The following is a 9,834-nucleotide window of genomic DNA, read 5'->3' as shown; positions in this document are numbered from 1 at the left end:
CATTCCGGAAACGGAGTACCTCCGGGGCTACACCCTGGAAGTCATGGGCGGCTGGTAATCGCCAGCTTCCCTCCGATCAATCAAGAGGCTCCCCCGGCAATTCGGGATCGGAGCCTCTTTTTTTGGGTCTTCATCCCGCCCTGTTCCTAACTCCTAACTCGCAACTTCCCCCTCCTCCCCACACACGCCAGAGCCGCAAGGCCCAACAATATCACGCGGGAGGGCTCCGGCACTTGGTCAAACCTGAGATTGTCGATCGCGATGTCCACCGGGGAGCTTCCTGCCGTAGAGCCATCCGTGCCCGTCCCACCGATGCGCACCAAGTCCATCCGGTAGGCCACCCCCAGTTCCCCCGTGTAGTCGATGTTCACCGCAGGTGCGTTGTTGAATCCCAGGCTCCGGTTCGTCGTCCAGAGATCGGTGGAGGCGGTGAAAACCGTCTGTGAAGTCATCAGATTCACCACATCCACGCGGTATTGATAACTGTCGTTATTGGTGTCGCCGATGAAGTTGAATCCGCCCAACACCACCCCAGTGGTGGCTGTCGGCGTGAAAGTGATGGAGTAGGTGCTGTTCAATTGCGATCCATCCATCTGCAAAGCCCCACCTCCGGCATTGGTCCACGCGTGTGACTGCCAGGCGTTCGCCGAACTGCCGCCGGTGGCAGACCACGTCAGGCCGATGTCTGGCGTGCCCGTAACTCCTACCACGCCAGCGGAGGTCGCAAAGACCGCACTCCCGGGTGCCGCCAGACTCACGTTGTCGCCAAAGGTGGCCGGCAGATTGGCGTTGGTATTCGGCTGACCATTCGCATTGGGAGAGTTTGCCAGGATGACCGCCGCCGCGCTTGCCATTTGCCCCGCTCCCGCGAACAGAAGCATGGCGGAAGATGAGATAAGCAGGAGTCGCATAGGGGATGACACGAGGATTTTCAAATCCGGGCAGTTCACCTCACAGAAGACCACTGAACTCCCCTCGCCAGCATGCCCGTTCGAATGAAAGCGTCGCTCTGCAAAACAGGCAGTACCCTGTGCAAAATCGCCATGGACATCACGAGAATGTGACAATGCTCCATTGCCGCGGCCGCCGTTCCGCGTTTCATGTGCTGTCCATGACCGCCCCGCATTCTACGGGTCTTCCGTCCACTCTTCCGCTTCCAAGGGTGGGCGTTCGCTTCCCTTCATGGATCACATTTCAACGCCCCGTCTTCGATGGCATCCTGAAGTTCATGCAGGCTCACGAGCCTTGGGTCATTGAGGCTCCCATCGATAGCGGCGGCGAACTCCCTCCGGTGGTCATCGATTCCCGCTGGCGGGGTGAAGGACTCATCGTCTTCCGCTACACACAGGCCGAAGCCACCGCCTGGCGCAAGGCCGGTATCCCTGTCGTGAATCTCAGCACAGAGAGGCTCGGCGGAGTCTTCCCCAGTGTCGTCCCAGACAACGAGGGTGGTGGCACCGAGGCGGCGCGACATCTCCTCACTTTGGGTCTGCGGGACTTTGCGTATCTGGGGCGCGCCACCCCCTTTGTGGACGATGGTCTCACCGGACTTGGGGCCACCCGCCGGTATTCCCAGGAGCGGCAAGCCGGCTTCCAACAGACGATGATGCAGGCGGGCTTCGAACCCAGGATCTTCCAGATAGAAACTCAACGCCACACCGGCACCGTCTGGAAGGAGCTTCATGAAATATATCTCGGCATTCTTCAGTCGCTTCCCCGTCCCTGCGGGGTCTTCGCCGCAAATGACATGCTCGCCCACGGACTGCTTCAGGCCGCCCAGGCCACAGGCATTCGTGTCCCGCAAGATGTGGCCCTGGTGGGCTTCAATGACCAGTCCCACTTCTGCCATGCCGCAACTCCACCCCTCAGCAGTGTCTCCTACCCCGGGGAAGCCATCGGCCTGCGCGCCGCAGAGACGCTCTACTCCCTCATGCAGGGTCTTTCTGCACCCGGCGGCCACATCCAGCGCATTCCCGTCGCTGGTGTCACCATCCGGGAAAGCACCAACGTCCTCACCATCCGTGATGCCCTCGTGGCCTCCGCCGTGCGCCTGATCCGCAAGCAGGCCGCCACCTCCGCACCCCGGGTGGGCGAGATAGCGGAAAGCCTCGGCGTCTCCGCCAGCCTCCTGCGTCAGCGTTTCCTCGACGCGCTGGGCCTTAGTCCCAAGGAGGAGGTGGACCGCGCCCGTCTCGACATCATCCGGCACTGGCTCACCACCACCACGCTTGGCCCCAGCGACATCGCCCACAAAACGGGTTTCCTCGATGCCGCAGAACTCCGCCGGTTCTTCCGCCGCGGCACCGGTCAAACTCTGCAAGAGTACCGCACTGCGTTCAATGCATAGTGGGCTCGAACCCAAGCCATTGAAAAATGAAACCTTTAAACAGGAGACTCACCTCGCCCAAAACCCCGCCACGGTGCACAGAATGGCAATCACCGCCGCCACCAGCGACTCACCCGCCACCAGTCCTGAGGCCACCGGAATGCAAAACGTCTCAGCACTCTTCGGCCTCATCTTGCCCCAGAGCACGGCAACAGCGGCCCCCAGGGCAAACGACAATCCGTTCTGAAACGGAATCACCAGCCCCAGCCCCAGCCCCATGGCAGAGGGGAGATACGGTCTGGCCTTCGGCAGCAGTTTCTCCAGCACCGGCAGCGCCACCCCGATCGCTGCTCCCACCACCATGGCCACAATCGCCGTGTGCGGGAGCATGTGCACCCCCTGGGTAAGCAGATCACACACCGCCTTCCACATGTTGGCCGCAGGCGGGTTGAAGGCCTCCAGCGCAGCACGGTCCGGCACCAGCGCATACCATGCTGGCACAATGGCCAAGGTGCCAAAGAACACACCGCAAAACTGGGCGATGAACTGTTTCCGGGGATTGGCACCGAGGAGATAACCACTCTTGAGGTCTGTCAGCAGATCCGAGGCGCTGGCTCCTGCGGCAGCCGTCATTCCGGCAGACATCAGATTGATCGTGGCATTGCCCGCGGCCCCCGGCATCATGGCATAGACCAGCTGGGTTACCTTGCCCATCGCCCCCATGGGCGTGGTGTCCGTTTCCCCCGTGGCCCGGCAGCAGACCAGAGCCACCAGCAGGGACATCACCACCGCCAGAATCCCCAGCGGCAGGGAAATGTGAAACGCCATCCACTGCACCATCACCAGAGCCAGGCCCACTGGGAGGGCACCAATGATGAGCCAGGAGAAAGGCACCTCGATCCGGGTCAGGGGATCTTGATCACCTGACCCTGCCCGGCTCCCCTTCGCGGCACGGAAAGCCCGCACCAAGGTCGGCCACTGCAACGCCACCGAGGTCAGGCTGGAAAAGACCATGATCGCCGTTCCGCCCCAAAGAGCCCAACGCACTGGGTTGACCATGCCGTGAGAAGCCGTCAGAGACGGGACATACCCGGCCACTCCTGCATGAGCCTGGTCATGCTCCATCAACCAAGGTACCAACCCAAAATAAAGCACGGCCGAAGCCGCCAGCATGGAAAGAGAAACCCGCAGTCCCACGATCATGCCAGCCCCGATGAGTAAGACACTTGGCTCAAAAGCAAAGCCCGCCAGACCAACTCCTCGCCAGGTCTGGAGCCAAGCGGGGAGCGCCAGCGACTCCGGTATCCCCACCGTGCGAAGCAGCCCTTCCAGCCACACCTGAGGACGACCAGTGTGACGCAACTGCTCTGTGAGCGCTCCCGCCGTTCTCAGAAAACCCACCACACCGCCCACCGCCAGAGAGATAAGGAGCGACCACGCCTTGTGCATCGCCGTCAATCCCTGAGCGTACAAACTGCGGAGTGTCTCCGCCGCCGCGATGCCACTGGGGAAAGGCAGCTGCTCGTGATTGATCATCTGCCTTTTCATCGGGATGGCGAGCAGCACGCCCAGCAGGGCTGTGAGCAGCACCATGGAGCCCAGCACATACCAAGGTTGATGCATGCCTGTCGTCAGCAGCAGCGCCCCAAAGGCCGTGCCCACCGTGCCCCCGGTGGAGTAGCCCGCGGCCGAGGCCGTGGACTGCATGCAGTTGTTCTCCAGCAGGCTCATGCGGGAGAGCCGGCCGCCGCTGAGCCCGCGCAACCCGTTCCACAGGACATAGGAAAGAACACACGCCGTGATTGCCACGCCGAACGCCCAGCCCAGCTTGAGCGTCGTGTACAAGTTGGAGAGGGACATGAACATCCCCAGCACTCCCCCTACCAGCACGGCGCGCAGGGTCAGTTGCGGCTGGGAGTCGCCTTGGTAGACGTGGTTGTACCAGTGGCGGTCCAGCTCCTCCGGAGAGGCGTCGGCTGGCAGTTCAGACTCAGGGGCGGGCTTGGCCGGGGCGTGCATGCAGGGTGGAAGGAAAGGCAGCGGATGTTGGGCTGGAGGATCAGGGCTTCTTGTCTGGTGACACTTTCTCTGTATCCACCTCTAATGTCACGTCATGACGACGTCGGGACTCATCTCTCTTGAAGATCGGTCCCACCTCCACCACACAACGTTCCCCGTCCGCCCGAATCCACGCGCAGTCGGGCGAGTCCGGACCGCCCCTGTCAGGGTAGTAGGCTTGAACCTTCTTCAAGGCTACCTCCGCCCCATTGATCCGGGGACGACCAAACGTCACACTCACCTTGGGAATGCCGGACTTGGGTATCTTCGACGTGCTGTACACTTCCACGAACGCGGAATGCTTGGCCCAATAGGTAAAATCCGTGCCCTCGAACCGCAGGCTCCCCACGTCGTGTAGCTGTCCTTCGGCATCCTTGACCCGACAGTCAAACCAGGTGCACGCCTTCCCGTCCACCGTTTCCTGTTTGCCTGCCGTCACCATGTAGGTGTAGGTTCCCGCCTTCCAGGCAAAGGGCCGTCTCACACTGCAGAACTCCCCTTCATAGCCAGCACTCTCACAAAGACCGTCCGCCTCCACTCTCACGTGGCCCAGCCCGATCGGCGCTTTCTTGTCCTGGGACCAACGTGAGAAGATGGCGCCCTTCCCCCGATGCACCCGCTCCTGGCTCTCTTTAGAGGCCCACCCGTTGATGTTGGTCTGTAGACCGCCGTAGAAGGAGAGCCCGTTGATCTCGGCGATTCCCACCGGGGAAATGTACAGGTTGTAGTCCGAGGAAACATCCCGGTCGATCGTCACTTCCATCTCCAGGGAGGTGAAGTGCTCCACCGGCTTTTCGAAGTTCCACCAGATGTTTGCCACATGCCACGGCAACTTGGGCAATGACACCCCAGCAGCCCGGGCCATTTCCTCTGGAGGGGGCTGTTGACAGGGATCGCTTTCCGCACCGCAAGCCATGCGGGTCAGCATCACCAGACCTGCGAAAGTGAGTAGAATGGATTTCATCGGCTGTCTCAAGCAACAGGGTTACCAGAAATGGGCATGGCCAGAGAACGCGGGCCGCGGTTCAGACGTATCTCCGCCAGCCGCATGGCGGCCTGCTGGGGCAGCAACTGTTCTGCGTCTGCGATCTCAAACACCCGTTCTACGTTGTCACGGATCTTCTCTGTCAGTTTCATGGCACGGTTGCGATCATACCCTCCCTCACGCTCTACCGAGATGTTGATGATGCCCCCAGCATTGGCCACAAAGTCCGGCACATAGACGATGCCTCGATCGTGAAGAGCCTGACCGTCCCGGTCCTCATTCAGCAACTGGTTGTTGGCCGCGCCCGCCACCACCTTGCATCGCAAGCGGGGCACGGTTTCAGGATTCAACGTCGCCCCCAAGGCGCACGGGGCATACACATCCACGGGCAGGGTATAGGCCTCATTTGCCTCCACCATGCGGGCACCTGCCACCACGGCATCCCTCAGGGAATCTTCCCTCACATCATGAGCAAACACCACGGCCCCGTCTTTGCGGAGCAGCTTGACCAGGGCCAGACCCACGTGCCCCGTCCCCTGCACCATAACTTTGCGACCGGACAACTCGTCGCTGCCCGTCGCCTTCTTCAAGCCTGCTTTGATGCTGAGATAGGTACCATAGGCCGTGAAGGGTGAAGGGTCACCGCTTAGTCCGGCCAGCCCAGCCACATGCGAGGTGGTCTCGGCAATGATGCCGATGTCCCGGGTGCCAATGCCAACATCTTCCGCCGTGATGTAACGACCGCCCAGCAGCTCCACAAACTGGCCAAACCGACGCAGCAGCGCATCCGACTTGACCCGACGGCTGTCACCCATGATCACCGCCTTGCCTCCGCCCAAGTTCAAGCCAGCCGCGGCCGCCTTGTAGGTCATGCCTCTCGCCAGACGAAGCACGTCAAACTGGGCCTCCTCCTCGGTGGCGTAGTTCCACATTCGCACACCCCCTAACGCAGGGCCCAGGCGAGTGTCGTGTACGGCGATGATCGCGCGCAGCCCGGTTGCCGGGTCCATGCATACCTGCACTGATTCATGTCCCGACTGCGCGGGCAAAGGAGAGTGATCCATAAGTAGAGATAGAAAAGGAAAGCACTGTCAGGCCGTCATTGGCACCATGGCCGGTGACTTGGAGAGTGGGACGCTCTTTCCCAATCTTGCCTCCGTCGCACTTGCGGACATCTGACCGTAGCGGTGGAGCGTCTGGCTCAGACTCTGCTCCCGCACCCATCGCACAAGCTCCGTCCGTCCATCAGCAACGAGTGGAGCATCGATCCAGTTCAACCCGGCCGCATGCGCCGCAGCCAGTATGGCATCTGACGGAGGCACCACGGTTCGAAGAAACTCACAAGCTGCCGCCAGGCCGGGCAGCCTGTCCAGGAACTGCGCCTCACTCTCCTGGGAAGCCAGACTCACGTGCAACTTCACGCCGCTGGTCGCGGCTGCCAACCGGGCTAGCTCCAGCACCGTGGCATCCTCCTGCTCCAGTCTCAACGCCACACCCCGACAGGGACGATAGCGGAAGATGTTGGACTCGCACCGGAGGCCAGAGGGATCATGCTCCTGGGCAAAGTGGCTGCCCCAGGCCTGGCCATAGTTCGCCGCCACGGCGTTCAATGCCACCGTCCGCGCATCGGCGAAGCTCAGAAACAAACCTACGTAGTTGGGCCCACCGGCTTTGGCTCCTGGACCGATAGAAGATCGCTTCCAGCCGCCGAAGGGCTGACGCTGCACAATGGCCCCGGTGATGGACCGGTTCACATAGGCATTTCCCACCTCCACCTTCTCCCGCCAGAGCGCCACTTCATGGTCATCCAGGCTGTGGATGCCGCCCGTGAGCCCGAAGTCGTTGTCATTCTGAATGCGCATGGCGTCATCCAGATCAATGGCACGCATCAGTCCCAGCACCGGTCCAAAGCACTCAGTCTTGTGGAACCAGGAACCCGGTTTCACCCCGAGCTTGATGCCCGGTGACCAGAGACAAGGGTTGAGCAGATCCTGCTTTGGTTCGAGGAGCCATTCCTCACCGTCATCCAGCGTGGTCAGCGCCCGCTTCAAGGCTGGGGACGCCTCCCGGATCAACGGCGTCACGATGCTCGCTGGACTAGAGGAATCCCCCACCCTCAAACTCGCTGCCGCGTCCCGCAACTGTCTGCGGAAGGCGGGGTCATCATACACCTCTGCCTCCAGGATGGCCAGGCTGGCGGCACTGCACTTTTGCCCGGCATGTCCGAATGCGGATTTCACCAGGTCCTTGATGGCCAGGTCCCGGTCCGCCTGCGCCGTGATGATCAGGGAGTTCTTGCCGCTGGTCTCCGCATAGAGCCGCAGGGAGGGCCGCCAGCTTTGGAAAAGACGGGCGGTCTCGTAGCCACCGGTCAGGACCACCGCCGAAGTGCGGGCATCCGTGATCAGCGCCTGGCCCACCGTTCCGTCCTCACAGGGGAAGAACTGGAGCACCTCACGAGGAATACCCGCACGCCACAGTTGTTGCACCAGCAGCCAAGCCGTGGCCTGGGTTTCCGGCGCCGGTTTAAAGATCACACTGTTTCCCGCCATGAGCGCGGCCAGCACGCCTCCACAGGGAATGGCATACGGGAAGTTCCAAGGCGGCGTCACGACCACCGTTCCCAGAGCCGAGGCCTGCACCCGCGGTCCTGGCCGATAACCGGCATAGTATCGGGCGAAGTCGATGGCCTCGGACACCTCAGCATCCGCCTCCGCCGCCGCCTTCTTGCCCTCATGCACGAGCAAGGCGATGGACTGAAATCTTTCCGCCGCCATCACCTCCGCACAGTCCTGCAGCAGCCTCCCCCTTTCCTCGAACCCAAGCGCTTCCCAGGCAGGTTGTACTGATGTCGCCGTCTGCAAGACGGTTTCACAAGCATCCACTCCCGCTTTGGGCACCACCTGGAGTTTGAAGCTGGCAAGCGACCGGGCCAGCTTCTCCCGCTCGCTGGCCTGGGTCCAGTCGGTGTCCGGGGCATTCACGAAACAGCCATCCTCCCACGTCCGGGCCTGTGCCCGGTAAGAGCCGCCAAAGACACGATACCGCATCTCCCATCCAGCCAGAAAGCGATGCTCCTGCCGGTGCCAGGCATCACTCCCTGGCTCCAGGGCAAACAGATCTCGCAGAAAGTTGTCGGGAGAAGTGTTTTCGTCCAATCGACGCACCAGGTAGGCCATGGCGCTGTGGAAGTCCGCCCGCTTCACGATGGGCGCATAGACCAGCAGTCCGCCTGCTTCTTCCTGCACTACCCTCGCCTGCGGATTGGCCATGCCCTCCAGCATCTCCAGTTCCACCAGCGGAGAAAGCCCCGGCTGCTGACGCATCTCCAGCGCCAGCGCGATGTCGAAGAGATTGTGGCTAGCCACCCCCAGACGTACGGCACGTGCATTTTCAGGACGACACCCAAACTCCAGCATGCGGCGGAAGTTCGCGTCCGTCTCCGTCTTGCTGGCATAGGGCGCTGCATTCCAGCCGTGCAGTTCCGCATCCACCTGCTCCATCGCCAGATTGGCTCCTTTAACCAGGCGCAGCTTCACCGGGGCCCCGCCCCCAGCCACTCTCATCCTGGCCCACTTTGTCAGTTCCTGCTGGGCCGCCCAAGAGTCTGGCAGATATGCCTGGAGCACGATCCCGGCGCGCAACCCAAAGAACTCCGGCTCATTGAGCGTGCGCTGGAAGGCCGTCAGGGTGAGCTCCAGATCGCGGTATTCCTCCATGTCCAAGTTCACAAACTTGTTCCCCGGCAGCGCCGCCCGGTACAAACGTCGCAACCGCTGCTGCACCGCCTCCAGCGTACCCTCCCAGTCCACCAGATTGATCTGGCTGAAGATCGCCGATATCTTTACGGACACGTAGCTGACCTCTGGTTGGGCCAGCAGTTCCAGGACGGCCTCCAGGCGATGATTCGCCTCTTCCTCACCCAGCACCGCCTCTCCCAACTGGTTCAAATTCACCCTCGTGCCGCGTCGGGTCCGCACTTCCAGGTAGCGCCGCAGAGGACCTTTCTCACCCGCCAGGATCACTCGGGCACTGTCTTTCCTCAGTTGCCGCGCCACCGCCGGCATCACCACGCCGGGCACCCAGTGAGACGCCAGTTCCGCCACCTTCATCAATCCCCGCTGCACCGGGGTCAGGTAGGAAGGAGCGCCGAACTTCTGCAAAAGCTCCCGGAACCGTCTGGCTTGCTGGACAGGGCGTTTGCTTCGAAAGACCCGGTCCACCATCTCCAGAGTGAAGGCCTTCCCACGCTCGTCATCCACCATACCGGACAGCCGGGAAGCCTCTGCCCGCTCGGCTGCAGACGGTTCTTTGAGGGCGTTGGCAAGCAGGTGAGCCGCCCGGACCACGGCACGGGAACTGAGATCAGTCATGAGCGAACGTGATCTGATTTCCGCTGGCGGTCTTGGCATTTTCCGTTATATTGGATGCGGAATTTGCACAATTCGTTTTCACGCATCAGATT

General features: G+C 61.7%; 6 protein-coding genes. 1 reads left to right on the top strand and 5 read right to left on the bottom strand.

Features of this window, described 5'->3' with window-relative positions; translation table 11 throughout:
* Positions 1 to 146: 146 nt before the first annotated feature.
* Positions 147 to 881, bottom strand: a complete 735-nt coding sequence (locus BV106_RS19170; protein ID WP_265595847.1) for a PEP-CTERM sorting domain-containing protein — start codon at positions 879 to 881, stop codon at positions 147 to 149.
* A gap of 230 nt (positions 882 to 1,111) precedes the next feature.
* On the opposite strand from BV106_RS19170, the gene BV106_RS19165 reads away from it, so the two are divergent.
* Positions 1,112 to 2,347 (top strand): substrate-binding domain-containing protein, encoded by a 1,236-nt coding sequence (locus BV106_RS19165; protein ID WP_265595846.1) that lies wholly within the window; start codon positions 1,112 to 1,114, stop codon positions 2,345 to 2,347.
* 48 nt (positions 2,348 to 2,395) lie between these two features.
* On the opposite strand, the gene BV106_RS19160 is transcribed toward BV106_RS19165, so the two are convergent.
* From BV106_RS19160 to BV106_RS19145, 4 genes are all read right to left on the bottom strand, one after another.
* On the bottom strand, positions 2,396 to 4,345 hold the full coding sequence (locus tag BV106_RS19160; protein WP_038167240.1) for an OPT family oligopeptide transporter: 1,950 nt from the start codon (positions 4,343 to 4,345) through the stop codon (positions 2,396 to 2,398).
* A gap of 40 nt (positions 4,346 to 4,385) precedes the next feature.
* Positions 4,386 to 5,348 (bottom strand): hypothetical protein, encoded by a 963-nt coding sequence (locus tag BV106_RS19155; RefSeq protein WP_063767962.1) that lies wholly within the window; start codon positions 5,346 to 5,348, stop codon positions 4,386 to 4,388.
* A gap of 8 nt (positions 5,349 to 5,356) precedes the next feature.
* Complete coding sequence (locus tag BV106_RS19150) at positions 5,357 to 6,379, bottom strand: Glu/Leu/Phe/Val dehydrogenase dimerization domain-containing protein (protein WP_265595845.1); 1,023 nt, start codon at positions 6,377 to 6,379, stop codon at positions 5,357 to 5,359.
* An 81-nt stretch (positions 6,380 to 6,460) separates the two neighbouring features.
* Entirely contained in the window at positions 6,461 to 9,742 is a 3,282-nt protein-coding gene (locus tag BV106_RS19145; RefSeq protein WP_038167238.1) for a bifunctional proline dehydrogenase/L-glutamate gamma-semialdehyde dehydrogenase, read from the bottom strand.
* Positions 9,743 to 9,834 lie beyond the last annotated feature (92 nt).

The organism is Verrucomicrobium sp. BvORR106 (assembly GCF_000739655.1).
Lineage (GTDB): Bacteria > Verrucomicrobiota > Verrucomicrobiia > Verrucomicrobiales > Verrucomicrobiaceae > Verrucomicrobium.
The sequence above is the reverse complement of the archived record's forward strand: the minus strand, read 5'-3'. Positions and strand labels throughout refer to the sequence as shown.